Source organism: Pseudomonas sp. P5_152 (assembly GCF_033989915.1).
Classification (GTDB): Bacteria; Pseudomonadota; Gammaproteobacteria; order Pseudomonadales; family Pseudomonadaceae; genus Aquipseudomonas.
Genome location: NZ_JASFAH010000002.1, coordinates 2,816,585 through 2,841,181 on the forward strand (window position 1 = coordinate 2,816,585; position 24,597 = coordinate 2,841,181).

Sequence of the window (24,597 nt, forward strand, 5' to 3'; positions counted from 1 at the left end):
TTTCATTTGACGGGCATCAAGTCGCCACTGCGCTGAACCCGTCAGACTAGGACGCTACAGTTGCAGGATGCACTCATGTCGACAAACCATCGCTCATCCCGTCTATTTGCCGTTTCGTTAATGGTCCTGCTAGTCGCCGCCGGCGGTTTCGGCTATTGGAAATCCCTGCGCGACCGCCTGCCCGAAGGCCTGAGCATGGGCAATGGGCGGCTTGAAGCCACCGAAGTGCAGATTGCCAGCAAGCTCCCCGGACGCCTCGCCGACGTGCATGTCGACGAAGGCGACAAGGTGCTCAAGGGCCAGTTGCTGGCGCGCATGGACACCCGCACCCTGGAGGCCCAGCGCAACCAGGCCGAGGCCGAGGTGCTGCGCGCCCGGCAAAACTACGCGGCGGCCGAGGCCAATGTGCAGTTGCGCCAAAGCGAACTGCTGCTGGCCAGCCAGGAAATCAAGCGCTCACGGGAACTGTTCAATCGCGGTTTCGCCAGCCAGCAGATTCTCGACCAGCAGCAGGCTCGCCTGAATACCGGCAACGCTGCAGTCCAGGCCGCCAATGCCCAGGTCGCGGCAGTGCAGGCGGCGATCGGTGCAGCCCAGGCGCAAGTCGCGCAACTGACCAGTGAAATCGAAGACAGCAGCTTGCGCGCGCCCATCGACGGGGTGATCCAGCTGCGCCTGGCGGAACCGGGCGAAGTACTCGGTGCCGGCGGCCGGGTATTGCTGTTGATCGACCCAAACGACCAGTACATGAACCTCTATCTGCCGGCCTCGGTCACTGGGCGCCTGACCGTCGGTGCCGAGGCGCGCATCCTGCTCGACGCCCTGCCCGACCGGCCATTGCCGGCCAGAATCAGTTTTGTCGCGGCCAAGTCGCAGTTCACCCCCAAGGAAGTGGAAACCCGTGACGAGCGGCAAAAGCTGGTGTTCCGGGTCAAGCTCAAACTGACTGACCCGGCCGCCGTGCCCGAGGCCAAACCGGGAATGCCGGGCGCCGGTTATGTGCGCACGGCGACGGTGGACTGGCCGGCCAACCTGCAATGAGCGCCCTGGCGCTGCAGGCCAAAGGCCTGTGCCATGCCTACGGCGCACAACAGGCACTGATCGACATCGCGTTCAGCCTACCCAGCGGCACACGCTGCGGCCTGATCGGCCCCGATGGTGCGGGCAAATCCAGCCTGCTGGGGCTGATTGCCGGGGTGAAGAAACTGCAACGCGGAGACCTGCAGGTGCTGGGTGGCTCTATCGACCAGCGCCGCCATCGCAACAGCCTGTACCCGCGCATCGCCTTCATGCCCCAGGGCCTGGGTGGCAACCTGTACCCGGACCTGTCGATCAACGAGAACATCCGCTTCTTCGCCACCCTGTTCGGCCTGTCGAAGGACGAGTGCGAGCAACGCATGCAGAGCCTGTTGCTGGCCACCGACCTGGCACGGTTCGCCGAGCGGCCGGCGGGCAAGCTGTCCGGCGGGATGAAGCAGAAACTCGGCCTGTGCTGCGCGCTGATCCATGAACCGGACCTGCTGATCCTCGATGAGCCGACCACCGGCGTCGACCCGCTGTCCCGCCGGCACTTCTGGGAGTTGGTAGAGGATGTCCGCCGCCAGCGCCCACAACTGACCCTGCTGGTCGCCACCGCTTATATGGAGGAGGCCGAACAGTTCGAGCACTGCTTGATGCTCGACGCCGGCAAGCTGATCGCCGACGGCCTGAGTCGCGACCTGGCAGCCGTGACCCCCAGCGGCAAACTGGACGATGCGTTCACCTACTTTCAAGGTGACCGCAAACGCAGTAGCCAACCGCTGGTTATTCCACCGCGCCCCCACGACAACCTCGACATCGCCATCCAGGCCCACGAACTGACCCTGCGCTTCGGCGACTTCACGGCCGTGAACAAGGTCAGCTTTGCCATCGGTCGTGGCGAGATTTTCGGTTTCCTCGGCTCCAACGGCTGCGGCAAGACCACCACGATGAAGGTCCTCACCGGCCTGATGCCGGCCAGCGAAGGCAGCGCCACGTTGCTCGGCAAACCGGTGGATGCCAAGGACCTGGCCACGCGCAAGCGGGTCGGTTTCATGTCGCAGAGCTTCTCGCTCTATGGCGAACTCAGCGTGCGCCAGAACCTCGAGTTGCACGCGCGACTGTTCGACTTGCCCAAGGCCGAGAGCGCCACACGCATCGAGGAACTGATCCAGCGGTTCGACCTGGGCAGCATTGCCGGGCAACAGTCGGGAGCACTGCCGCTGGGCTTGCGGCAGCGCTTGTCACTGGCGGTCGCGGTACTGCACCGCCCGGAAGTGCTGATCCTTGACGAACCGACTTCCGGCGTCGACCCGGCCGCCCGGGATGATTTCTGGCGACTGCTGATCGAGCTGTCCCGCGAGCAAGGGGTGACGATCTTCCTGTCGACCCACTTCATGAATGAAGCCCAGCGCTGTGACCGGATCTCGCTGATGCACGCTGGCAAGGTGCTGGCCTGCGACACCCCGGCGGCGCTGCAGCAGCAGTTTGCTGGAGACACCCTGGAAGACGCCTTCGTCCGCTGCCTGCAAGATGCGCAGGACGCCAGCCCGGCAGCGCCACCCCCGGCAGCGGTCAACGCCGCGACAGCTCCGGCACCTACGGGCGGCGCCGCATTCAGCCTGCGGCGGTTGATTGCCGTGGCCAGCCGCGAGGGCAAGGAGTTACTGCGCGACAAAGTGCGCCTGGCCTTCGCCCTCGCCGGGGCCTTGTTCATGATGGTGATCTTTGGCTACGGCATCTCCCTGGACGTCGAGAAACTGGCTTTCGCCGTCTACGACCAGGACCAGACCCCGCAAAGCCGCGCTTACCTCGAGGCGTTTCGCGGCTCGCGCTACTTCGCCGAACAAGCGCCTATCCACGATGCCAGGCAATTGCACCAGCGCCTGCAACGCTCGGAGATCAAGCTTGCACTGGAAATTCCCCCAGGCTTCGGCCGCGATCTGTACGCCGGGCGTCAACCGGCCGTGGCCGCGTGGCTCGATGGCGGCATGCCGTTTCGTGCAGAGACCAGCCGCAACTACGTCGAGGCGGTGCACCAGGCCAACCTCGAGCAACTCGCCGCGCAAAGCAGCCCGGCGCTCAACCAACGCCCGGCGGCCAGACTGGAAACGCGCTTTCGCTACAACCAGGACGTGGTCAGCGTGAACGCCATTGGCCCGGGAGTCATGGCGCTGATCCTGGCTTTCATCCCGGCCATGCTCACCGCGCTGGGCATCGTCCGGGAAAAAGAGCTGGGCTCGATCACCAACTTCTACGCCACGCCGCTGACCCGCCTGGAGTTCCTGCTGGGCAAACAGGCGCCCTACCTGGCCGTCAGCCTGGTCAATCTGGGCTTACTGGTGGCAATGAACCGCTGGCTGTTCGGCGTGCCGTTCAAAGGCAGCGGCTTGACCCTGGCCTTCGGTGGCCTGCTCTATGTGCTGGCGACCACCAGCATGGGCCTGCTGATTTCGGCGTTCACCCGCACCCAGATCGCCGCCATCCTCGGCACCATGATTATCACCAGCCTGCCGACCATCCAGTTCTCCGGCCTGATCGTGCCGCGCTCCTCGCTCGAAGGCGCCGCAGCCCTGATGGGGCAATTGTTCCCAGCCGGCTACTTCCTCGACATCGCCGTCGGCACCTTCACCAAAGCCCTGGATGTGCGCCAGTTGTGGCCACAGTGCCTGGCACTGTTCGGGTTTTTCCTTGGTTTCACCGGGCTGAGCCTGATCATGCTCAAGAAGCAGGAGGTCTGATGCACCAGCTCTCGCACATCCTGCGCCTGGGGCTCAAGGAGCTCACCAGCCTGCGCCACGACAGCGTCTTGCTGCTGTTCTTGTTGTACGCCTTCAGCGTGGCGATCTACATGCCCGCCGCCGGCTCGGTGATCGGGGTCAACAACGCCAGCGTGGCGATCGTCGACGAAGACCACAGTCATCTCTCGCGCCAGCTCGCCGACGCCCTGCAACCGCCGCAGTTCCAGGCTGCCGTACCGCTGCCTTACGACCAGTTGGACCAGGTCATGGACCGCGGGCAGTACACCTTTGTGATCAACGTGCCGGCCAACTTCCAGGCCGACCTCCTGGCGGGTCGCTCGCCGGCCGTGCAGGTCAACGTCGACGCCACCGCCATGAGCCAGGCCTTCATGGGGGCCGGCTACATCGGGCGGATCTTCCAGCGTGAACTGCTCAACTATGGCGGGCAGCCGGATACGGCCAGCAAGGCACCGGCCCTGCTGACCACCCGCGCACTGTTCAACACCAACCTGGAGGGCGGCTGGTTCCTGGCGGTGATCCAGATCGTCAACAACATCACCATCCTCGCCATCGTCCTGACCGGCACCGCGCTGCTGCGCGAGCGCGAACACGGTACCCTCGACCATTTGCTGGTGCTGCCGCTGACGGCGCTGGAAATCATGCTGGCGAAAATCGGCAGCAACATGCTGGTGGTGGTGCTGTGCACCTGGGTGTCGCTGGAGGTGGTGGTCAAAGGGCTGTTGGGAGTTCCGCTAGCGGGCTCCCTGGGGCTGTTCCTGCTGGTGACTGCGCTGTATCTGTTCGCCAGTACGGCGCTGGGGATATTCCTCGCAACCCTGGCCCGCTCGACACCGCAGTTCGGCCTGCTGGCAATTCCAGTGATCATTCCGATGCTGCTGCTCTCGGGCGGCAGCACCCCGCTGGACAGCATGCCGCAGTGGCTGCAGTGGGTGATGCAGGGCTCGCCCTCCACCCACTTCGTCAGCCTCAGTGCGGCGATCCTGTTCCGCGATGCCGCGCTCGACGTGGTCTGGCCGGACCTGCTGGCACTGGCAGTGATCGGCCTGGCGTTCTTTGCGATTGCCCTGGCGCGGTTTCGCAAGAGCCTGGCGTCCTGACAGACCGCTATCGCGAGCAAGCCGCAAGCGGGCACTCGCTCCCACAATGGCTCTGGGTGCCCACAGATCCCGCATACACGCCACAAAGCCTGTGGGAGCGAGCTTGCTCGCGATGGGGCCAGCCCATTCAACAGGGGCCTTACTGGATGATCAGGTTGTTGAACAACAGATCATCGACCATCGGCTTGCCGGTTTCGTCGTTCATCACTTGCTGGGTCTGCTTCAGGGCTTCCTGGCGCAGTTTTTCCTTGGCTTCGACGTTGTTCATGGTCTCGCTGGTTTGCTGGCCGAACAGCGCCACCAGTTGGTTACGAATCAACGGCTCATTGGCCTTGACCGCCTTGGCGGCCTCCTCCCCGGTGACCCGCAGCGCCACGTCGGCTTTATAGACCTTGAGCCTGGCCGTGCCATCCAGGCCGTAATTGCCCACGAACGGCGGGGTCAAACTGATATAGCTGACCTTCGGCGCTTCGCCCTCTTTGGCTTCCTTGGCTTCTTCGGCCTGCGCTGCCATAGGCAGCGACAGGGCCAGCATCAACATGATCCACGCTTTCACACTTCGCTCCTTATCCGGTTTGCGGCCTAGCATAACCATCCACCCCCCAGCGCCCAAGCGCAAAGCTTATGGGCGGCTATCAGGGTGGGGCATGCTCGTTGACCCCTTGACTCACCCACCTACACTTATCGGCCATCACTCCCAAAGGAATAGCCCTGATGAAAGCCGTGCTGTGCAAAGCCTTCGGCCCTGCCGAATCGCTGGTGCTGGAAGAAGTCGCCAGTCCTGTCGCCAAGAAGAACGAAATCCTCCTGCAAGTGCACGCCGCGGGGGTCAACTTCCCGGACACGCTGATCATTGAGGGCAAGTACCAGTTCAAGCCACCCTTCCCGTTTTCCCCGGGGGGTGAGGCGGCCGGCGTGGTCAGCGCGGTGGGCGAGAAGGTCAGCCACCTCAAGGTCGGCGACCGGGTCATGGCGCTGACCGGCTGGGGCAGTTTTGCCGAGCAGGTCGCGGTACCGGGCTACAACGTGTTGCCTATCCCTGCGTCCATGGACTTCAACACCGCCGCCGCCTTCAGCATGACCTACGGCACTTCGATGCACGCGCTCAAACAACGCGGCCACCTGCAGCCGGGGGAAACCCTGCTGGTGCTGGGTGCATCCGGCGGCGTGGGCCTGGCTGCCGTGGAAATCGGCAAGGCCATGGGTGCCCGGGTCATCGCCGCGGCCGGCAGCGCCGAGAAACTGGCAGTGGCCAAGGCCGCCGGTGCCGATGAGCTGATCAACTACAGCGAAACCAACCTCAAGGACGAAATCAAGCGCCTGACTGACGGCCAGGGCGCCGACGTGATCTACGACCCGGTCGGCGGCGACCTGTTCGACCAGGCCATCCGGTCCATCGCCTGGAACGGCCGCCTGCTGGTGGTCGGTTTCGCCAGCGGGCGGATCCCTGAATTGCCGGTGAACCTCGCCCTGCTCAAGGGCGCTGCTGTGGTCGGAGTATTCTGGGGTTCGTTCGCCCAACGCCAACCCCAGGACAACGCGGCGAACTTCCAGCAACTGTTCGGCTGGTTTGCCGAAGGCAAGCTCAAGCCGCTGGTGTCGCAGGTCTATCCCCTGGCCAACGCGGCCCAGGCCATCAATGACCTGGGCCAGCGCAAGGCGGTGGGCAAGGTGGTGGTGCAGGTTCGCTGAGTCGGGGCGCGCGCTGTACAGCTGACAACGCTGTACAGAGCGTACCGGCTAAAGCACCTTGCGAATCTCCTCCGGCAGGAACCGGAAGAACCTGGATGCGGGGTAATCCAGGCAGCGCCTGGCAATGCTCAGCACCTGGCGGTTCAGCCTTTTAATCATTGCCAGGCGCTCTGCCGTCGTCCATTGATGCTGGAAAAAGCCACTCGACAAGTAAGCCCGGGTGTATCGGAACGCTGCGAGGTCGACCCACAGGTAATCGGCGGTATGGGCGAAACCCGGGTTGATCTCTCGGCATTTCACCTCTTTGAGCCATTGGTTGAGGCCGGTCGAATCATCCAGGTGAAACTGCATCGGCGCTATGACTTCCAGTTCAGCCGGCTTCTCGCCCCCCACCGTCCAGGGCTTGAAGCGCCACTGCTCAATCGCCTCTTGGCTTACCGCGCTGAGATCCGGGTGAACACTTTCGAGAATCCTGACCCCGCTCACCGAACCATCGGCCTGCACCGTAAAACCTACCCGTACCTCACCGTTGATCCCAGCCCTATGCAGTGCCCGGGGATAAACCGGTTTGGGCGTGTTCTCTGGAATCAGGAACAACTGCGCGGCCAAGCCGTCACTCGAAATACACCAGACCAAAAGCAAACCTAACCAACGCATGACACCCTCCGCGATCTCTGTGCCACTGTTGGCACCTACGCAAAAGGTTAAGGCGAAGGGCTTTGCCGCCCTATCCCCCAACTTCCGACAGCTTCGCGGGATGTCTCCCAAATCATTGCCGTTTTTTACCAGGCAACCGCCGGAGTTCGCCTCCGGGGAAATCTCCTACACCGCCCTCCAGTTACATACCCGCTGCAGTGGCCCTGCTGGTGGCGGTGTTTGCCTTCATCGTGATGCGCGACACCCCGCAATCCGTGGGCTTGCCGCCCATCGAGCAGTACAAGAACGACTATCCCCACAGCTACGATGCCAGCCATGAAGAAGAATTCAGCGCCAAGGAAATCTTCGTCAAATAAGTGCTGCGCAACAAAATGCTCTGGTACATCGCCCTCGCCAACGTATATGTCTACCTGCTGCGCTATGGCGTGCTGGACTGGGCTCCGACCTACCTCAAGGAAGCCAAGCACTTCACCGTCGACATGATCGCCCTGGTGTCCATCGGCTTCCTGATCTACGGCCCGGTGATGCTGATCGGCTTGCAGGCGTTGGAGTTGGCACCGAAAAAAGCCGCAGGTACGGCGGCGGGCTTCACCGGACTGTTCGGTTACCTGGGCGGCTCGGTCGCCGCCAGTGCGGCCATGGGCTACACCGTCGACCACTTCGGTTGGGATGGCGGGTTTGTGCTGTTGATCGGTGCGTGCCTGCTGGCCATGGCGTTCCTGGCGCCAACCCTGCGCCACAAGCAAATCGCCAGTCAGGGCCGCGAAGCCATCGCCTGATCCCTGGATGACCCACAACGCTTGAGCCGCGCCTCCAGATTCCGGTCTGGCATGGCGTGGCTGCGCAGGGCGCTGGCGGTCTGCTCGACATAATCGCGCGTGCTGCCATAGCGTCCGCTGGCACTTTCAAAGACCTGGCTGAGCACATGGTCCGGCAAGTTGCCGGCATAGCTGGGCAGGTGTCGCTCCAGGACAAAACCCAATGCCTGAACCTTGCTGCCATCTTCCAGGCGGCAGTTGAGCCAGTGTGGGCGGTACGACGGGACCGGCATTTCGCGCTGCCACAGGGCAAACAACGATGCTTGCAGTTGCTCCTCGGGCAAGCGGTAGGCAAAACCACTGCATGAACCGCCGCGATCCAGGCCAAATACCAGCCCTGGCAACTCCGGCGTGCCCCGGTGTTCGTGGGACCACAGGTACAAACCACGATGGTAGCCATGCACTCGACCGCGCACCCGCTCGACCGCCGAGCATTCGGGGCGCCAGATCAACGAGCCGTAGGCGAACAACCAGACCGGTCCACCCTGGTGGCGGGCCATGGTGTTTTGCATGGAGTGGAGCAATTGCTCGTGCGTCAGCTGCGGCCCCAGATCGAGCCGCGGAGGGTAAGCCAGATTGAGAAAATCAGATTCAATGGCTGTCATGGCGAATAGCGTTCAGCTCCCCGCGGGTAAACAATTACTTAATAGAACGCACCGCTGTAACAATAAGGCACATTTGTTTTAAGACAGTTTATAGAGCATGGCACCGAAATTAATCCAGCGCCTGAATGACATATAGCCTATCGGTATTTATCCGTTTGAATAAATACCGATAGGCTATATAGGGAGTTATAACGAAGTTTCGAACTCAATTGCGTCGCTCAAGAGCGCGGATCAAGATCGAGGCTCAAGATCGCGGATCAAGATCGAGGCGCATATGCAAATACGTCGGCGCGCATCTGGTGGGCGTCCATACCCGCCTCGACCAAGGCATCCAGCGTGCCATAGACCATGGCCGGCGAGCCGCTGGCGTAGACATGCAGGGGCTTGAGGTCCGGGAAATCCTCACAGACCGCTTGATGCAACATGCCGCAGCGCCCTTCCCAGCCACACAGGTCGCTGACCACCTGGTGCAGGAACAGGTTGGGCAACTTCAGCCATTCGTCCCAGTGCTCCATCTGGTAGAAATCTTCCGGGCGGCGCACGCCCCAGTACAGGTGCACCGGGTACTTGAAGCCTTTGGCCCGGCAATGTTCTAGCAGGCTGTGGATCTGCCCCATGCCGGTACCCGCCGCAATCAGCACCAGCGGACCCTCCGGTAACTCGGCCAGGTGGGTATCGCCGAATGGCAGCTCGACCCGGGCCATGCGGTTGCGTTGCAACTGCTCGATCAGGCTCAGGGCACTGGCTTCGCGGGCGAGCACGTGGATTTCCAGGTCACGCCCCGAGTGGGGCGCCGAGGCCAGGGAAAACGCCGACTTTTCGCCGTTTTCCCGTTCGATCATCAGGTACTGGCCGGCGTGATAGCGCGGCGGCTTGCCTGCCGGTGCGCGCAAGCGTACCCGCCAGGTATCGCCACCCACGTCCACGCACTCAATTACCTGACACGACACGCTGCGCACCGGTAGTTCTCCCAGCGCAAGGACGCCATCCCACAACACAATGCAGTCTTCCAGCGGCTCTGCAATGCAAGTGTAGAACTCGCCGTGGTCGCGCACATGACCGCTCTGCTCGACCCGGCCTTCGACCAGCAACGCCGCGCACACGTGGCAATTGCCATTGCGGCAGCTCTGCGGGCAGTCGTAGCCCAGGCGCCGCGCTCCATCGAGGATCCGCTCGCCGGGCAGTATCTCAAGCACTGCTCCGGACGGCTGCAAGGTTACACGCATCAATCTATTCCTAACTGATTCCAGATGGCATCGATCCGGCGCGTCACCGCCTCATCCTTGACGATAACCCGGCCCCACTCGCGGGTGGTTTCACCAGGCCATTTATGCGTGGCATCGAGCCCCATCTTCGAGCCCAGGCCGGAAACCGGCGAGGCGAAGTCGAGGTAATCGATCGGCGTGTTATCGATCATCACCGTATCGCGCTTGGGATCCATGCGCGTGGTGATGGCCCAGATCACGTCATTCCAGTCGCGGGCGTTGATATCGTCGTCAGTGACGATAACGAACTTGGTGTACATGAACTGTCGCAAAAACGACCAGACACCCAGCATTACCCGCTTGGCGTGGCCCGGGTACTGCTTCTTGATGGTCACCACCGCCATGCGGTACGAGCAGCCTTCGGGTGGCAGGTAGAAGTCGGTGATCTCCGGGAACTGCTTTTGCAGGATCGGCACGAACACTTCATTGAGCGCCACGCCGAGAATCGCCGGCTCATCTGGCGGCCGGCCAGTGTAGGTGCTGTGGTAGATCGGCTTGATGCGGTGGGTGATGCGCTCGACCGTGAACACCGGGAAGCTGTCGACTTCGTTGTAATAGCCGGTGTGGTCGCCATAGGGACCTTCGTCGGCCATTTCACCCGGATGGATCACGCCTTCGAGGATGATCTCGGCCGTGGCCGGCACTTGCAGGTCGTTGCCACGGCACTTCACCAGCTCGGTGCGGTTACCGCGCAGCAGCCCGGCGAACGCGTACTCGGACAGGCTGTCCGGCACGGGCGTCACCGCGCCGAGAATGGTCGCAGGATCTGCCCCCAGGGCCACGGACACAGGGAACGGCTGGCCCGGGTGCTTCTCGCACCATTCGCGGTAGTCCAGCGCGCCGCCACGGTGGCTCAGCCAGCGCATGATGACCTTGTTGCGGCCAATCACTTGCTGGCGATAGATGCCCAGGTTCTGGCGGTCCTTGTTCGGCCCCTTGGTGACCGTCAGGCCCCAGGTGATGAGCGGGCCGACGTCGCCCGGCCAGCAGGTCTGCACAGGCAGCATCGCCAGGTCGACGTCGTCGCCCTCGATGACCACTTCCTGGCACACCGCGTCCTTGACCACCTTGGGCGCCATGGCAATGATCTTGCGGAAGATCGGCAGCTTCGACCAGGCGTCCTTGAGGCCCTTCGGCGGCTCTGGCTCCTTGAGGAAGGCCAGCAGCTTGCCGATTTCGCGCAGTTCGCTGACCGCTTCGGCGCCCATGCCCAGCGCCACGCGCTCAGGTGTGCCAAACAGGTTGCCGAGCACAGGGATGTCGTAGCCGGTGGGGTTCTCGAACAGCAACGCCGGCCCTTTGGCCCGCAGGGTGCGATCGCAAACCTCGGTCATTTCCAGCACAGGGGACACTGGAACCTGGATGCGCTTGAGTTCGCCGCGCTGTTCCAGGCCGCTGATAAAGTCGCGCAAGTCGCGATACTGCATGCGTTAGCCTCGCTTGGCCGTGGCGTTCGGGGGCATGAGTTTAGCGCCGAACCCGACGGTTCAAAATAGTGACAGCTCAGATCATGAAAAGTCAGATAGCAAAAAGCCGGGTTTCCCCGGCTCTTGCGGTCCCGCTCGACTTACTTGCGCTTCATCGACAGGAAGAACTCATCGTTGGTCTTGGTCTGTTTCAGCTTGTCGACCAGGAACTCGATGGCAGCCACTTCATCCATAGGATGCAGGAGCTTGCGCAGGATCCACATACGCTGCAACTCGTCGTCGGCAGTCAGCAACTCTTCGCGGCGGGTGCCGGAACGGTTGATGTTGATGGCCGGGAAGACGCGTTTTTCAGCGATCTTGCGGTCCAGGGGCAGTTCCATGTTGCCGGTACCCTTGAACTCTTCGTAGATCACTTCGTCCATCTTCGAGCCGGTTTCAACCAGCGCGGTGGCGATGATGGTCAGCGAGCCGCCTTCTTCGATGTTCCGTGCCGCGCCGAAGAAACGTTTTGGCTTCTCCAGGGCGTGGGCATCGACACCACCGGTCAGGACCTTGCCGGAGCTCGGGATCACGGTGTTGTAGGCACGCGCCAGACGAGTGATGGAGTCGAGCAGGATGACCACGTCTTTCTTGTGCTCAACCAGGCGCTTGGCCTTCTCGATAACCATTTCGGCAACCTGCACGTGGCGGGTTGGCGGCTCGTCGAACGTCGAGGCAACCACTTCGCCGCGCACGGTGCGCTGCATTTCGGTTACTTCTTCCGGACGCTCGTCGATCAGCAGCACGATCAGGTGAACTTCCGGGTTGTTACGGGCGATGTTCGCTGCAATGTTTTGCAGCATGATCGTTTTACCGGCTTTCGGCGGTGCAACGATCAGACCGCGCTGGCCTTTGCCGATCGGGGCGCACAGGTCGATGACACGACCGGTCAAGTCTTCGGTGGAACCGTTGCCGGCTTCCATCTTCATGCGCACGGTCGGGAACAGCGGGGTCAGGTTCTCGAAGAGAATCTTGTTCTTCGCGTTCTCCGGACGATCGAAGTTGATCGTGTCGACCTTGAGCAGTGCGAAGTAACGCTCGCCTTCCTTTGGAGGGCGGATCTTGCCAACGATGGTGTCACCGGTGCGCAAGTTGAAACGGCGGATCTGGCTCGGCGAGACGTAGATATCGTCTGGGCCGGCGAGATAGGAAGCGTCTGCAGAGCGCAGGAAGCCGAAGCCGTCCTGGAGGATCTCCAGCACGCCATCACCGGAGATTTCCTCGCCGCTTTTCGCGTGCTTTTTCAGCAGGGAGAAAATCACGTCCTGCTTGCGCGAACGGGCCATATTTTCTATGCCCATCTGTTCGGCCAATTCGAGCAGTTCGGTAATCGGCTTTTGCTTGAGTTCAGTCAGATTCATATAGGAATGACGTAATCATTTATGGAGGGGGGGAAATTAAGCTTTTGGCTTAATGAGGCCGCGCCGCAGAGAAGGCGACAGGATCGCGTACTTATTCGAAAAGGAGTGCGTCGGCGACGGCTAGCAGGGGGCAATGGAGAAACCAGTGCGGGGCCGAATGTACCACCTGAGTTTCGGAGCGTCTAGCCCTCAATAACGAAAAAGCCCCGCAATTTGCGGGGCTTTTCGGGTACCACCTGCAACGACGCTTAGATGTTGGCGTCGAGGAAGGCAGCCAGTTGCGACTTCGACAGCGCACCGACCTTGGTGGCTTCGACGTTGCCGTTCTTGAACAGCATCAGCGTCGGGATACCACGCACGCCGTGCTTGGCCGGGGTTTCCTGGTTTTCGTCGATGTTCAGCTTGGCAACGGTCAGCTTGCCTTTGTAGGTCTCAGCGATTTCGTCCAGGACCGGAGCGATCATCTTGCATGGACCGCACCACTCAGCCCAGTAGTCGACCAGTACAGCACCTTCGGCCTTGAGTACGTCAGCTTCGAAGCTAGCGTCGCTAACGTGTTTGATAAGATCGCTGCTCATGGAAGTCTCCAGGTTGTAAGCAAAAAAACGTGGCCCATCATAGCCGCCCTTCCCTCGTTCAGGAAGCCGCAGTTGATTGAGTCTCGCTATGGTGTTGCGTGAGTTTGGGTATAGCTCAACTCCGGCGGCGGCGGGAGCCAGGGATGCCATTTGGCGACGCCCAGCAGGATTTGGCGGTTCGCCGACCGCCCGTCGCGTGCATTGCCTGAGTCCATGTGAAAGCGAGCCTGCTCGCGATTGCCCCCACAGCGCTCACCCACACAACTGAGTTGGATCAATGCTTTAAACACTGCGCGTTGGCGGCAGCGATTGATCGTGGCACGATGGTCGGGTTATCGACCGAGACCTCTAGACCATGCCCCAATCCCAAGCCAAGAATCTGTCCCTGATCGCCGCTATCGACCTGGGCTCGAACAGCTTCCATATGGTCGTGGCCAAGGCTCACCACAATGAGATCCGCATTCTCGAGCGGCTCGGCGAAAAGGTGCAACTGGCGGCCGGGATCGACGAGGCCCGCCAACTCAACGAAGAATCCATGCAGCGCGGGCTCGATTGCCTCAAGCGTTTTGCCCAACTGATCAACGGCATGCCCCTGGGTGCGGTGCGGATCGTCGGCACCAACGCCCTGCGTGAAGCGCGCAACCGTGGCGAATTCATCCGCCGCGCCGAAGAAATCCTCGGCCACCCGGTCGAAGTCATCTCCGGGCGTGAAGAAGCGCGCCTGATTTACCTGGGCGTCTCCCACACCCTCGCCGACACTCCGGGCAAGCGCCTGGTCGCCGACATCGGTGGCGGCAGTACCGAATTCATTATTGGCCAGCGCTTTGAGCCGCTGCTGCGCGAAAGCCTGCAAATGGGCTGCGTGAGTTTCACCCAGCGCTACTTCAAGGACGGCAAGATCACCCCGGCACGCTACGCCCAGGCGTACACCGCAGCGCGCCTGGAGATCATGAGCATCGAACACGCCCTGCACCGCCTGACCTGGGATGAGGCCATCGGCTCCTCGGGCACCATTCGCGCCATCGGCCTGGCCCTCAAGGCCGGCGGCCACGGCGCGGGCGAGGTCAATGCCGAAGGCCTGGCCTGGCTCAAGCGCAAGCTGTTCAAGCTGGGCGACGCCGAGAAGATCGACTTCGAAGGCATCAAGCCTGACCGTCGGGCGATCTTCCCGGCCGGCCTGGCGATTCTCGAAGCCATCTTCGACGCCCTTGAACTGCAGCGCATGGACCATTGCGACGGTGCCCTGCGCGAAGGCGTGCTGTACGACCTGCTGGGCCGCCATCACCACGAAGACGTCCGTGAGCGCACCCTGAGCTCGCTGATGGACCGTTACCACGTCGACCTGGAGCAAGCCGCTCGGGTTGAACGCAAGGCCCTGCACGCGTTCGACCAGGTGGCGGTGGACTGGGAGCTGGATGACGGTGTGTGGCGCGAGCTACTGGGCTGGGCCGCCAAGGTCCATGAAGTCGGCCTGGATATCGCTCACTACCATTACCACAAGCACGGCGCCTACCTGATCGAGCACTCCGACCTCGCCGGCTTCTCCCGCGAAGACCAACTGATGCTGGCGCTGCTGGTACGTGGTCACCGACGCAACATTCCCAAGGACAAGTTTGCCGAGTTCGGCGACGAAGGCATCAAGCTGATCCGCCTGTGCGTGCTGCTGCGCTTCGCGATCCTGTTCCATCACATCCGCGGCACCCAGACGATGCCCCAGGTCACCCTGCACGCCAACCGCGACAGCCTGGAAGTGCAGTTCCCGGAACAGTGGCTGGACGACAATCAGCTGACCCAGGCCGACTTCGCCCTGGAGGCCGAGTGGCTGGCGCGGATCGGGTTCACCCTCAACGTGCGCTGAGGCATGGCCTGAGCGGTGCAGAAACAAAAATGGCGATCCCCAGGGATCGCCATTTTTTTGCCTGCTATCTGTCGATCAACTGCTGACCGGCAAGATCGGGCTGCCCAGACGTTCGAGCAACGTCGCCTGCGCACTGCGCGGGTTCTGGTTGCCGGTCGGGGTGTTGCGGATGTACCGGCCGTCCGACTGCAGGCTCCAGCTGTGGGTGTTGTCGCTGAGGTACAGCTCCAGCTCTTTCTTGACCCGGGTCAGCAGTTTCTTGCCTTCTACCGGGAAGCAGGTCTCAACCCGTTTATCCAGGTTGCGCTCCATCCAGTCGGCACTGGACAGGAACATCTGCTCCTCGCCGCCATTGAGGAAGTAAAACACCCGTGTGTGCTCGAGGAAGCGACCGATGATCGAGCGCACGTGAATGTTGTGCGAGACCCCGGCGATGCCTGGCCGCAGGCAGCACATGCCACGCACCACCAGGTCGATGCGCACCCCTGATTGGCTGGCCTTGTACAGCGCGCGGATGATCTTCGGATCGGTCAGCGAGTTGAACTTGGCAATGATATGTGCCGGCTTGCCGTCGAGCGCGAACTGGGTTTCGCGGGCAATCATGTCGAGCATGCCCTTCTTCAGGGTAAACGGCGCGTGCAGCAGCTTCTTCATGCGCAGCGTCTTGCCCATGCCGATCAACTGGCTGAACAATTTGCCGACGTCTTCGCACAAGGCATCGTCGGACGTCAGCAAGCTGTAGTCGGTATACAGGCGGGCGTTGGCGGCGTGGTAGTTACCGGTACCCAGGTGCGCGTAGCGGACGATTTCGCCAGCCTCGCGACGCAGGATCAGCATCATCTTGGCGTGGGTCTTGAAGCCGACCACACCGTAGATCACCACCGCACCGGCAGCCTGCAAGCGGCTGGCCAGTTGCAGGTTGGACTCTTCATCAAAGCGCGCACGCAGCTCGATCACCGCAGTGACTTCCTTGCCGTTACGCGCGGCGTCGACCAGGGCATCGACGATTTCCGAGTTGGCGCCGGAACGGTACAGGGTCTGGCGGACCGCCAGCACATGCGGGTCCTTGGCAGCCTGGCGCAGCAGGTCGACCACCGGGGTGAACGACTCGAACGGGTGCAGCAGCAGAATGTCCTGCTTGCTGATCACGCTGAAAATGTTCTCGCTGTTCTGCAGCAGTTTCGGGATCTGCGGGGTGAACGGCGTGTATTGCAGCTCGGGGTGACTGTCCAGGCCGGTGATGCTGAACAGGCGCGTCAGGTTGACCGGGCCGTTGACCTGATACAACTCGGTCTCGTGCAGGTTGAACTGCTTGAGCAGGTAGTCGGACAGGTGTTTCGGGCAAGTGTCGGCCACCTCCAGGCGCACCGCATCGCCGTAGCGCCGCGAGAACAGCTCGCCGCGCAGGGCGCGGGCCAGGTCTTCGACATCTTCGGTGTCGACCGACAGGTCGGCGTTACGGGTCAGGCGGAACTGGTAGCAGCCCTTGACCTTCATGCCCTGGAACAGGTCGTCGGCGTGCGCATGGATCATCGACGACAGGAACACATAGTTATCGCCGGTGCCGCCGACTTCTTCCGGCAGCTTGATGACCCGTGGCAGCAAACGTGGTGCCGGGATGATCGCCAGGCCGGAGTCACGACCGAAGGCGTCGATGCCCTCGAGCTCGACGATGAAGTTCAGGCTCTTGTTCACCAACAACGGGAACGGGTGCGTCGGATCGAGGCCGATCGGGGTGATGATCGGTGCGATCTCGTCGCGGAAATAGCGGCGCACCCAGGTCTTGATCTTGGTGTTCCAGTGACGCCGACGGATGAAGCGGACCTGATGTTTCTCCAGCTCCGGCAACAGGATGTCGTTGAGGATGGCGTACTGGCGATCGACATGGCCGTGCACCAGTTCGCTGATGCGGGCCAGCGCCTGATGCGGCTGCAGGCCGTCGGCACCGGCTTGTTCGCGGGCGAAGGTGATTTGTTTCTTCAGCCCGGCGACACGAATCTCGAAGAACTCGTCCAGGTTGCTGGAGAAGATCAGCAGGAACTTCAGCCGCTCCAGCAAGGGATAGGACTCATCCAGCGCCTGTTCCAACACGCGGATGTTGAACTGCAGTTGCGACAGCTCGCGATGGATGTACAGGCTGCTGTCATCCAGGCCCGGGATCGCGATGGCCGGCGCCGCAGGGGCGGCGTCGGCGACCACCACCGGCGGCGCTGCGACCGGTTCACGTTCCGGCAGCGCTTCGGGGGTGGATTCAACGACGGGCTCGACCACGGGCTGAGCTTCGTTTACAGCAACTTCAGTGAGTCCTTCGGTATTCATCGCGTGTTCCTGGGAGGGCTATTTTTGCTCTCGTAACAATTGAGCGGCACGTACGGCAAAGTAGGTGAGGATGCCATCAGCACCGGCGCGTTTGAAAGCGGTCAGGGATTCAAGAATCACCCCTTCGCTCAACCAGCCATTCTGGATTGCCGCCATGTGCATGGCGTATTCACCGCTGACCTGATAGACAAAGGTCGGCACTTTAAATTCTTCTTTGACTCGATAAAGAATATCCAGGTACGGCATGCCTGGCTTGACCATGACCATATCCGCACCTTCTGACAAGTCGCTAGCCACTTCATGCAAGGCTTCGTTGCCGTTGGCCGGGTCCATCTGGTAGGACGCCTTGTTTGCCTTGCCCAGGTTCAGGGCCGAGCCGACTGCATCGCGGAACGGACCGTAGTAGGCACTGGCGTACTTGGCCGAGTAAGCCATGATCCGCACGTTGACATGACCGGCCAGCTCCAGCGCTTCGCGGATCGCCTGGATCCGTCCATCCATCATGTCCGAGGGGGCCACCACCTGGGCACCTGCCGCAGCATGGGACAAAGCCTGGCGGACCAATGCATCGACGGTGATGTCGTTCTGCACGTAGCCTTCTTCATCAAGGATACCGTCCTGGCCGTGGGTGGTGAACGGGTCCAGTGCGACATCGGTGATCACCCCCAGCTCCGGGAACCGTGCACGCAGCGCGCGGGTAGCGCGCTGGGCAATGCCGTCCGGATTCCAGGCCTCGGCGGCGTCCAGGGACTTGAGCTCGCTCGGGGTCACCGGGAACAGCGCGATGGCCGGGATGCCAAGTTCTACCCACTGGGCCGCTTCCTCGAGCAACAAGTCGATGGTCAGGCGCTCTACGCCCGGCATCGAGGCCACCGCTTCGCGACGGTTCTCACCGTCCAGCACAAACACCGGCAGAATCAGGTCGTTGCTGGTCAGGACATTTTCCCGCACCAGACGGCGCGAAAAGTCATCGCGACGGTTGCGACGCAGGCGGGTTGCAGGAAACAAACGGTTGGCGGGGGTAAAGCTCACGGCAGACTCCTGAGCCCGCGCTGGCGGGCGAGCGTGACAGTTATAAGCGCTCATTATGACCGTCGTATGACAGTTGTGTGCACCCCTGTGACCAGTAGCCGCATTCATTGTCCTTGTAGGAAATGTTCACGTCGAGACACATTTGGATACTTTCCTCCCTGAGCCCGAAGGGTTAGGCTGCGCGTTCATTTCGCCAGCACCCAGACAATGCTCCAACAATTCCTGCATGATTTTGGCTACTTTGCCCTCTTTCTAGGCACGTTCTTCGAAGGCGAAACCATCCTGGTTCTTGCGGGATTCCTCGCGTTCCGCGGATACATGGACATCAATGTGGTGGTGGTCGTGGCGTTCCTCGGCAGCTATGCCGGTGACCAGCTGTGGTACTTCCTGGGACGCAAGCACGGGCGCAAGCTGCTGGCGCGCAAACCACGCTGGCAAATGATGGGCGACCGGGCGCTGGAGCATATCCGCAAGCACCCGGACATCTGGGTCCTGAGCTTTCGTTTCGTCTACGGCCTGCGCACGGTGATGCCGGTGGCCATCGGCCTTTCGGGATACCCGCCGGGACGCTACCTGATCCTCAACGGCATCGGCGCGGCGATCTGGGCTACCGCGCTGGCGGCTGCCGCCTATCATTTTGGCGCAGTGCTCGAAGGCATGCTGGGCAGCGTCAAGAAGTACGAGCTATGGGTGCTTGGCGCCCTGCTGGTGCTGGGCGTCGTCCTGTGGCTGCGTCGCCGTTTCAAGAACGCTCGCCTGGCCCGCCAGGTCTATGCCGACGAGCAGGCCTTGATCGCCGAAAAGGCCAAGAACGAGCCTACGACGCCAGCCGAGTGAACGACTTTTGGCAAGCGTACAACGCAATCCCACTCAGCACACTGTAAGCGCTCAGGCCGACCCAGATCAGATTGCTGGCCGGCCATAGCCCCGCCAGAGGTGCCAGCCACACCAGCGGTAGGTTCGATAGCAGCCGCAGCAGTTCCAGCCTGAGCGCCTGCGGGCGATTCTCCAGGGCCATGCCCAGCACAAACAGACCGAACGCCAGCGCAGCCCAACCCAGCAGCAACGCGCTGCCGGGCAGGTGTTGCTCGCGACCCAGCAGGTAACTGCCCAAGGCAACGTACACACAGAACTGCAGGGTTACGTACAGTTGCTGGCGCCCGGCCAATGGCACCTCGAACTTGCGGAACTGGCTCAACTGCGGCTTGTGTAGCGGGTACTTGGCGGCAACGTCCGCCGGCCGCCAACCGGTACGCATGAACCAGATCCGCAGCTTGTCCCATCGCCGCTCGGCGCGCCGCGCATCGGTCCACAACTGCGCGTAGAACTGCACGTTCGCCCACAACGGATTCCAGCTGGCCAGCGGCGTGGTCACGCCAAAAATCACCGGCTCGTTGTCGTCCTCTTCCTGATAAGAACCAAACAGCCGGTCCCAAATAATGAACACCCCGCCATAGTTGCGATCCATGTAGAGAGCGTTCTGTGCATGGTGAGCACGATGATTGGATGGGGTCACGAAGAACCACTCGAACCAGCCCAGCTTGGGAATGTGCTGGGTGTGGACCCAGAACTGGTACAGCAGGTTCAGCGCCGCGACACTGACAAACACCAGCAGGGGCACGCCGAGCACTGCCAGCGGCAGATAGAAGATCCAGCCCAGCAGGAACCCGGTGCTGGTCTGGCGCAGCGCCGTGGACAGGTTGTAGTCCTCGCTTTGATGGTGCACCGAATGCGCCGCCCAGAGGATGTTGCGCTCATGGCCACAGCGGTGCAGCCAGTAGTAGCACAAGTCATAGAGGACAAAGGCCGACACCCAGGTCCACGGGTTGTCCGCCGACAGTTCGAACAGCGCCAGGTGCTCGAGGGCAAAGGCGTAGGTCAGCAGGCCCACGCCCTTGGTCAGCAGCCCGGTGGTGGTCGACAACACGCCCGTGCTGAGGCTGTTGATCGCGTCCGCCAGGCGGTAATGACTGACTCCCCGCCAACGGTCGGCCAGCAGCTCGATGGCAATCAGCACGAAGAAAAACGGCACCGCATACAAAATGAAATTCATGACGCGACCCGTGGGCAGTGGTTGTCCAGAGATTAGGCCCAGACACGCAGCAACCCTATGGCAACGAGCGACAAATTAGTGGACATTTAGCGCCATGAACCTGGAGAAGAACCCATGAGCAAAAAAGTTGCAGTGATACTTTCCGGCTGTGGCGTCTATGACGGCGCCGAGATCCACGAAAGCGTGATTACCCTGCTGCGCCTCGACCAGCGTGGCGCACAGGTGCAGTGCTTTGCCCCGAACATCACCCAGTTGCATGTGATCAATCACCTGACTGGCGAAGAAATGCCCGAGTCGCGCAATGTGCTGGTGGAGTCGGCCCGCATCGCCCGTGGCCAGGTCAAGGACCTGCGTGACGCCAACGCCGAGGACTTCGATGCGCTGATCGTTCCCGGAGGGTTTGGTGCCGCCAAGAACCTTTCCAACTTTGCCATCGAAGGCGCGGGCTGCAGCCTGCAACCAGAAGTCCTGGCCCTGGCCGAGGCTTTTGCCGAAGCCGGCAAGCCGGTGGGCCTGATCTGTATTTCCCCAGCCCTGGCGGCGAAGATCTACGGTCCCGGCGTCACTTGCACCATCGGCAACGATGCCGATACCGCTGCGGCGCTGACCAAGATGGGCGCCACCCACACCGACTGCGCCGTCACCGACATCGTCGAAGACAAGGCGCGCAAACTGGTGAGCACCCCGGCCTACATGATGGCGCAGTCGATCAGCGAAGTGGCTTCAGGTATCAACAAGCTGGTGGACCGGGTGCTCGAACTGACCCACGAAAACGACGCCTGACCTACCCCGCAGCAGGCGCTGGCGTGCCAGCGCAGAGGGCCTGGGTGGCAACGTTCAGGCCTGGCGGCTGAGCCGGGTCAGGATCCGGTCCAGCGCATTGGCGAACGCCTGTTTTTCCCGTTCGCCGAACGGCGCCGGACCGCCACTCATCTGCCCCTGTTCACGCAGGTCGGTGAACAGATTGCGCACCGCCAGGCGGTCGCCCATGTTCTGTGCATCGAACTCCTTGCCGCGCGGGTCCAGCGCGGCAACGCCCTTCTTCACCAGGCGGTCGGCCAGCGGCACATCGCTGCAGATCACCAACTCGCCGGGTACGGCATGCTCCACCAGGTAGTCGTCCGCCGCATCCGGGCCGCTGGGCACCACGATCAACTTGACCAGCGCCAGGCCCGGCTTGGTCTGCGGCTGCCCCGCCACCAGCAGCACCTCGAACTGACGCTTGAGGGCAAACTTCACTACCAGATCCTTCGCCGCCCTGGGGCAGGCATCGGCATCGATCCAGACTCGCATTGTGTTTTCCTCTGTTGAAAGCATCGCGGGCAAGTCGAATGCTGGTTACGAAACCGGCATGCGCCGCTTCTCGGCCATACGACTGCGGCTGTACAACACGACAATCGCCAGGATCGCCACTGCCTGCGCACCGAGCGAATAGGCATCAGCGTGAATCCCCAGCCAGTCGAAGTCAAAGAATGGCACCGGACGCGTGCCAAAGACCCCGGCTTCCTGCAAGGCTTTCACACCATGCCCGGCAAACACCACCGACAAGGCGCAGAGCAGCCCGGCATTGATGCCGAAGAACAGGGCCAGGGGCAATTTCGCCGAGCCGCGCAAAATCACCCAGGCCAGGCCGATCAGCAGCACCAGCGCGGTTGCACCACCCGCCAGCACCGCGTTGTGCCCGGCCGGGCCGGCTTGCAGCCACAGGGTTTCGTAGAACAGGATCACTTCGAACAGCTCGCGGTACACCGAGAAAAACGCCAGGATCGCAAAACCGAAACGCCCACCTCCGCCCACCAGGCTGCTCTTGATGTAATCCTGCCAGGCCGCCGCATGGCGACGGTCGTGCATCCAGACACCCAGCCATAGCACCATGACGCTGGCGAACAGGGCGGTCGCCCCTTCGAGCAGTTCGCGCTGGGCGCCACTGACATCGATCACATAGGCGGCCAACGCCCAGGTGGCAAGACCGGCCAGCAAGGCCAGGCCCCAGCCGACATTGACACTGCGCACCGCCGATTGCTGGCCAGTGTTACGCAGGAACGCGAGGATCGCCGCCAGTACGAGGATCGCCTCCAGGCCTTCGCGCAACAGGATCAACAGGCCAGAGATGTAGCTCAGCGACCAGCTCAAGCCATCGCTGCCCAGAAGGCTGGCGGACTCCTTGAGCTTGGCTTTGGCGGTATCCAGGCGCTGCTGGGCCTGCTCCACCGGCAAACCGTCCTGCAGCGACTGACGGTAGGCCATCAGCGACTTTTCGGTGTCTTTGCGCACTGTGGCGTCGACGTTATCCAGCGAGCTCTCGACCAGCTCGAACCCCTCCAGATACGCCGCCACCGACAGGTCGTAGGCCTGGTCGTGGTCGCCGGCACGGTAGGCGGCGATGCTCTTGTCCAGGGTCGCGGCGGTGTAGTCGAGCAACTGCCCCGGGCCACGCTTGACTTGCGGAGGCTGGGCCCGTTGCGCACGGAAGGTGGCCGCCGCTTCAGGTCCGTCGGCCGCCAGCACTTCGGCCGGCGTCTGGCGCGCCAGATCGGCCAGGTTGTAGGTCTGCTGGTTTTTCACCGCCGCCGCGTCGACGCTGAAACTAGCGATGTAAGTCGCCAGGTCCCAGCGCTGACGCTCGTCCAGCTGATCGGCGAACGCCGGCATGTCGGTGCCTTCGATGCCCTGCCCAAGGGTGCTGTAGATCGCGTAGAGACTCAGGCGGTCCTGGCGCGAGCTATCCCGCAGGTTCGCCGGCGCAGGCTCCAGGCCGACCCCGGCGGGGCCATCGCCAGCACCGCTGGCGCCATGGCACACCGAGCAATGCTGGGCATACAACGGTGCACCGCGCACGGGGTCGGGGGTAATGATCGGCGCTTGGCTGACCTCGTAGGCCACCGCCAGCTTCGCACCCAACTGCCGCGCCTGGCGGGCGACACTCACACCGTCCTGGCGCTCGGCGACCGCCTTGCTCAGTGCGAGCACGCCCTGCTCCAACTCAGGCTTCTGCGGCCTGGCTGGCAATCCCGCGACAAAACCCTGCAGCGCCCGCAGAAACTCGACCTGCTCCTGATACTCGGCGGCATCGATGACCTTGCCTGCCTCGACCGCCGCCGGGTAATCGGCGCCAATGTAATCGAGTACATGCAGGGCCTGGGGAGCGCCTTCCACGGTGTCGGCCAGCAGATTGAAACTGCACAGCGATAACCACGGGAGCACCAGCCAGGCCAGAAAACGGGACGGGGCAGTCATGAATGAATCTCAATTGGAAATACGAAGTTACATATTGTTCACTTCGAATGAGCTTCACTCAAGCTTTGTCGTGCTTTGGGCGTTTTATCCCGCGCAGAAATGAAAAAGGCGACCTCTCGGGGTCGCCTTGCCGGGTGCCGGACGGCTTACACCACCGCTTTACGCAGAGTCGCCATAAACGCCGCAGCACCAATGAACAAACCAGCAAAGGTACGGTTCATGCGTTTCTGTTGCTTGGGAGTACGCAGCAGGCGCAGCACCTTGGACGCAAGGCCCGTGTAGCCGGCCATCACCACCAGGTCGACGCAGATCATCGTTGCCCCCAGGATCAGGTACTGCGCCACCAGCGGTGCGTGCGGGTCAATGAACTGTGGCAGTACCGCCAGCATGAACACCAACGCCTTGGGATTGCTGACGTTCACCAGGAAACCGCGGAACATCAGGGCCAAGGGCTTGCCGATCGGGCGAACCGCCGCATCATCGTTCAGGTCGCTGGGCAGCGCTTGCCATTGCTTGACGGCGAGAAACACCAGGTAGGCAACACCAAACCACTTGATCACATAAAACGCAGTGGCCGACGTCGCCAGAATCGCCCCGACCCCGGCCGCGACGATTGCAATCTGCAAGGCCAGGCCCAGTTGCAGGCCCAGGGCGTTCCAGTAACCGCGCCAGAACCCGTAGCGCAAACCGCTGGACATCGACGCGATGGCGCCGGCGCCCGGAGAAAGGCTGATCACCCAGCAGGCGGCAAAAAACGCCAGCCATGTTTCAAGCACCATC

The 24,597-nt window shown here is 62.1% G+C and carries 20 protein-coding genes and 1 pseudogene; 8 read left to right on the forward strand and 13 right to left on the reverse strand.

Going from position 1 to position 24,597, the window contains the following annotated elements; translation table 11 throughout:
* Window positions 1-75: 75 nt before the first annotated feature.
* Genes QMK50_RS12920 through QMK50_RS12930 form a run of 3 tightly spaced genes read left to right on the forward strand, consistent with a single transcriptional unit; the run spans window position 76 to window position 4,876 of the window.
* The gene (locus tag QMK50_RS12920; RefSeq protein WP_320333241.1) at window positions 76-1,041 is read left to right on the forward strand and encodes an efflux RND transporter periplasmic adaptor subunit; all 966 of its coding nucleotides are present in this window, start codon (window positions 76-78) and stop codon (window positions 1,039-1,041) included.
* On the forward strand, window positions 1,038-3,758 hold the full coding sequence (gene rbbA / locus QMK50_RS12925; RefSeq protein WP_320333242.1) for a ribosome-associated ATPase/putative transporter RbbA: 2,721 nt from the start codon (window positions 1,038-1,040) through the stop codon (window positions 3,756-3,758). The genes QMK50_RS12920 and rbbA overlap by 4 nt, the downstream gene beginning before the upstream one ends.
* Window positions 3,758-4,876, forward strand: a complete 1,119-nt coding sequence (locus QMK50_RS12930; RefSeq protein WP_095164743.1) for an ABC transporter permease — start codon at window positions 3,758-3,760, stop codon at window positions 4,874-4,876. Before rbbA ends, QMK50_RS12930 begins: the two co-directional genes overlap by 1 nt.
* A 139-nt stretch (window positions 4,877-5,015) precedes the next feature.
* Here the strand turns inward: QMK50_RS12930 and QMK50_RS12935 are convergent, their stop codons facing one another.
* Window positions 5,016-5,432: a flagellar basal body-associated protein FliL gene (locus QMK50_RS12935; RefSeq protein ID WP_095164745.1), complete on the reverse strand. Its 417-nt coding sequence runs from the start codon at window positions 5,430-5,432 to the stop codon at window positions 5,016-5,018.
* A 158-nt stretch (window positions 5,433-5,590) separates the two neighbouring features.
* On the opposite strand from QMK50_RS12935, the gene QMK50_RS12940 reads away from it, so the two are divergent.
* A complete protein-coding gene (locus tag QMK50_RS12940) occupies window positions 5,591-6,568 on the forward strand; it encodes an NADPH:quinone oxidoreductase family protein (protein ID WP_320333243.1) in 978 nt (325 codons plus the stop codon).
* Between the two features lie 48 nt (window positions 6,569-6,616).
* Here the strand turns inward: QMK50_RS12940 and QMK50_RS12945 are convergent, their stop codons facing one another.
* The gene (locus QMK50_RS12945; protein WP_095164749.1) at window positions 6,617-7,225 is read right to left on the reverse strand and encodes an energy transducer TonB; all 609 of its coding nucleotides are present in this window, start codon (window positions 7,223-7,225) and stop codon (window positions 6,617-6,619) included.
* A gap of 182 nt (window positions 7,226-7,407) precedes the next feature.
* Between QMK50_RS12945 and glpT the strand changes: the two are divergent.
* Window positions 7,408-8,004, forward strand: a pseudogene (glpT, locus tag QMK50_RS12950) (glycerol-3-phosphate transporter); the annotation flags it as partial.
* On the opposite strand, the gene QMK50_RS12955 reads toward glpT, so the two are convergent.
* The 5 genes from QMK50_RS12955 to trxA all read right to left on the reverse strand — a co-directional run bounded on the left by QMK50_RS12955 (window position 7,980) and on the right by trxA (window position 13,318).
* The gene (locus QMK50_RS12955) at window positions 7,980-8,648 is read right to left on the reverse strand and encodes a gamma-glutamylcyclotransferase (RefSeq protein WP_320333244.1); all 669 of its coding nucleotides are present in this window, start codon (window positions 8,646-8,648) and stop codon (window positions 7,980-7,982) included. The pseudogene glpT and the gene QMK50_RS12955 sit on opposite strands and share 25 nt — an antisense overlap.
* A gap of 257 nt (window positions 8,649-8,905) precedes the next feature.
* A complete protein-coding gene (locus tag QMK50_RS12960) occupies window positions 8,906-9,874 on the reverse strand; it encodes a CDP-6-deoxy-delta-3,4-glucoseen reductase (protein WP_095164756.1) in 969 nt (322 codons plus the stop codon).
* Entirely contained in the window at window positions 9,874-11,340 is a 1,467-nt protein-coding gene (gene ubiD, locus QMK50_RS12965; protein WP_320333245.1) for a 4-hydroxy-3-polyprenylbenzoate decarboxylase, read from the reverse strand. The genes QMK50_RS12960 and ubiD overlap by 1 nt, the downstream gene beginning before the upstream one ends.
* A gap of 140 nt (window positions 11,341-11,480) precedes the next feature.
* Entirely contained in the window at window positions 11,481-12,740 is a 1,260-nt protein-coding gene (rho, locus tag QMK50_RS12970) for a transcription termination factor Rho (protein ID WP_025216061.1), read from the reverse strand.
* Between the two features lie 248 nt (window positions 12,741-12,988).
* Window positions 12,989-13,318: a thioredoxin TrxA gene (trxA, locus tag QMK50_RS12975; protein WP_003206727.1), complete on the reverse strand. Its 330-nt coding sequence runs from the start codon at window positions 13,316-13,318 to the stop codon at window positions 12,989-12,991.
* Window positions 13,319-13,673: 355 nt separating this feature from the next.
* On the opposite strand from trxA, the gene ppx reads away from it, so the two are divergent.
* Window positions 13,674-15,176, forward strand: coding sequence for an exopolyphosphatase (gene ppx, locus QMK50_RS12980; RefSeq protein WP_095164760.1), 1,503 nt, complete (start codon window positions 13,674-13,676; stop codon window positions 15,174-15,176).
* Between the two features lie 75 nt (window positions 15,177-15,251).
* Here the strand turns inward: ppx and ppk1 are convergent, their stop codons facing one another.
* The gene (gene ppk1 / locus QMK50_RS12985; RefSeq protein ID WP_095164762.1) at window positions 15,252-17,495 is read right to left on the reverse strand and encodes a polyphosphate kinase 1; all 2,244 of its coding nucleotides are present in this window, start codon (window positions 17,493-17,495) and stop codon (window positions 15,252-15,254) included.
* 18 nt (window positions 17,496-17,513) lie between these two features.
* The gene (gene hemB, locus QMK50_RS12990) at window positions 17,514-18,527 is read right to left on the reverse strand and encodes a porphobilinogen synthase (RefSeq protein WP_095164764.1); all 1,014 of its coding nucleotides are present in this window, start codon (window positions 18,525-18,527) and stop codon (window positions 17,514-17,516) included.
* Between the two features lie 207 nt (window positions 18,528-18,734).
* Here hemB and QMK50_RS12995 point away from each other — a divergent pair, with 207 nt between their 5' ends.
* A complete protein-coding gene (locus QMK50_RS12995) occupies window positions 18,735-19,364 on the forward strand; it encodes a DedA family protein (protein ID WP_095164766.1) in 630 nt (209 codons plus the stop codon).
* Here the strand turns inward: QMK50_RS12995 and QMK50_RS13000 are convergent.
* Window positions 19,345-20,580 carry a sterol desaturase family protein gene (locus tag QMK50_RS13000; RefSeq protein ID WP_320333246.1) on the reverse strand — a complete coding sequence of 412 codons (1,236 nt, stop codon included), beginning with the start codon at window positions 20,578-20,580 and terminating at the stop codon, window positions 19,345-19,347. The two genes, QMK50_RS12995 and QMK50_RS13000, sit on opposite strands and share 20 nt — an antisense overlap.
* A 114-nt stretch (window positions 20,581-20,694) precedes the next feature.
* Here QMK50_RS13000 and elbB point away from each other — a divergent pair, with 114 nt between their 5' ends.
* Window positions 20,695-21,363, forward strand: a complete 669-nt coding sequence (elbB, locus tag QMK50_RS13005; protein ID WP_320333247.1) for an isoprenoid biosynthesis glyoxalase ElbB — start codon at window positions 20,695-20,697, stop codon at window positions 21,361-21,363.
* 54 nt (window positions 21,364-21,417) lie between these two features.
* On the opposite strand, the gene QMK50_RS13010 is transcribed toward elbB, so the two are convergent.
* From QMK50_RS13010 to QMK50_RS13020, 3 genes are all read right to left on the reverse strand, one after another.
* A complete protein-coding gene (locus QMK50_RS13010) occupies window positions 21,418-21,873 on the reverse strand; it encodes a YaiI/YqxD family protein (protein WP_095164772.1) in 456 nt (151 codons plus the stop codon).
* Window positions 21,874-21,918: 45 nt separating this feature from the next.
* Window positions 21,919-23,817, reverse strand: coding sequence for an FTR1 family protein (locus tag QMK50_RS13015; protein ID WP_320333248.1), 1,899 nt, complete (start codon window positions 23,815-23,817; stop codon window positions 21,919-21,921).
* A gap of 146 nt (window positions 23,818-23,963) precedes the next feature.
* Window positions 23,964-24,596: a LysE family transporter gene (locus tag QMK50_RS13020; protein WP_095164777.1), complete on the reverse strand. Its 633-nt coding sequence runs from the start codon at window positions 24,594-24,596 to the stop codon at window positions 23,964-23,966.
* Between the last annotated feature and the right edge of the window lies 1 nt (window position 24,597).